Source organism: Kocuria subflava (assembly GCF_012163155.1).
Taxonomy (GTDB): domain Bacteria; phylum Actinomycetota; class Actinomycetes; order Actinomycetales; family Micrococcaceae; genus Kocuria; species Kocuria subflava.
Genome location: NZ_JAAVUN010000142.1, coordinates 1 through 653, shown reverse-complemented (window position 1 = coordinate 653; position 653 = coordinate 1). Strand labels below are relative to the sequence as shown.

General features: G+C 62.3%; 1 protein-coding gene. It reads left to right on the top strand.

The window, feature by feature from the left end; translation table 11 throughout:
• Positions 1 to 38: 38 nt before the first annotated feature.
• Positions 39 to 653 (top strand): GntT/GntP/DsdX family permease (locus GTW58_RS13430; protein WP_483413992.1); only part of this gene is annotated, 615 nt, incomplete at its 3' end.

The window sequence follows — 653 nt, the reverse complement described above, 5'->3', positions numbered from 1 at the left end:
GGGGGGTGCCATATGCCTTTGGCCTGACCCTCGGAACCTTGTTGCAGTCCATCTTCTTGGACGTCCTGTTGGTCATGAGCGCACCTCTGGCTCGGAGGATGGCACCTCACCTGGGCAAATACGGTACGGCCAAAATGGCGACGGCGATGGCCATCAGCCTCGAATGCGGCATCGTCCTGATGGTGCCGGGGGTGGCGACCTTGGCGCTCGCGGGGTTGTTGAGTGTCCCGTTGGGCAAGATGCTCATCTTCGGCCTGATCGTCATTGTTCCGACGATCATGATCTCCATCGCCATCATGAACTTCTTCATCCCCCGCGGGCTCTGGAAGATCGAACAAGATCAGGAGTCTGCGGACGACGGCGAATCCGAACTCGCCGCGACGGACAGCGACTCCTCTCCGGCTGAAGCCAAGGACGGACTGGTCGACGGGCACGGGACCCGCGTGGGTCTGCTCCCGCATCAAGTCCACCAGGGTGTGGCGCGCCAGGCGAAGGAACCGCCCCTGATCCTGCTGTTCACCCCCATGCTGTTGGCGCTTGTGCTCATTGCCAGCGGCGCCATGCTCGAAATGGTGGGGCTCTCCAGCCCGCGGATGGACTTCCTCTCGTCCCCCGTGATTGCTCTGCTCATCAGCCTGTTGGGGACCAGCTAC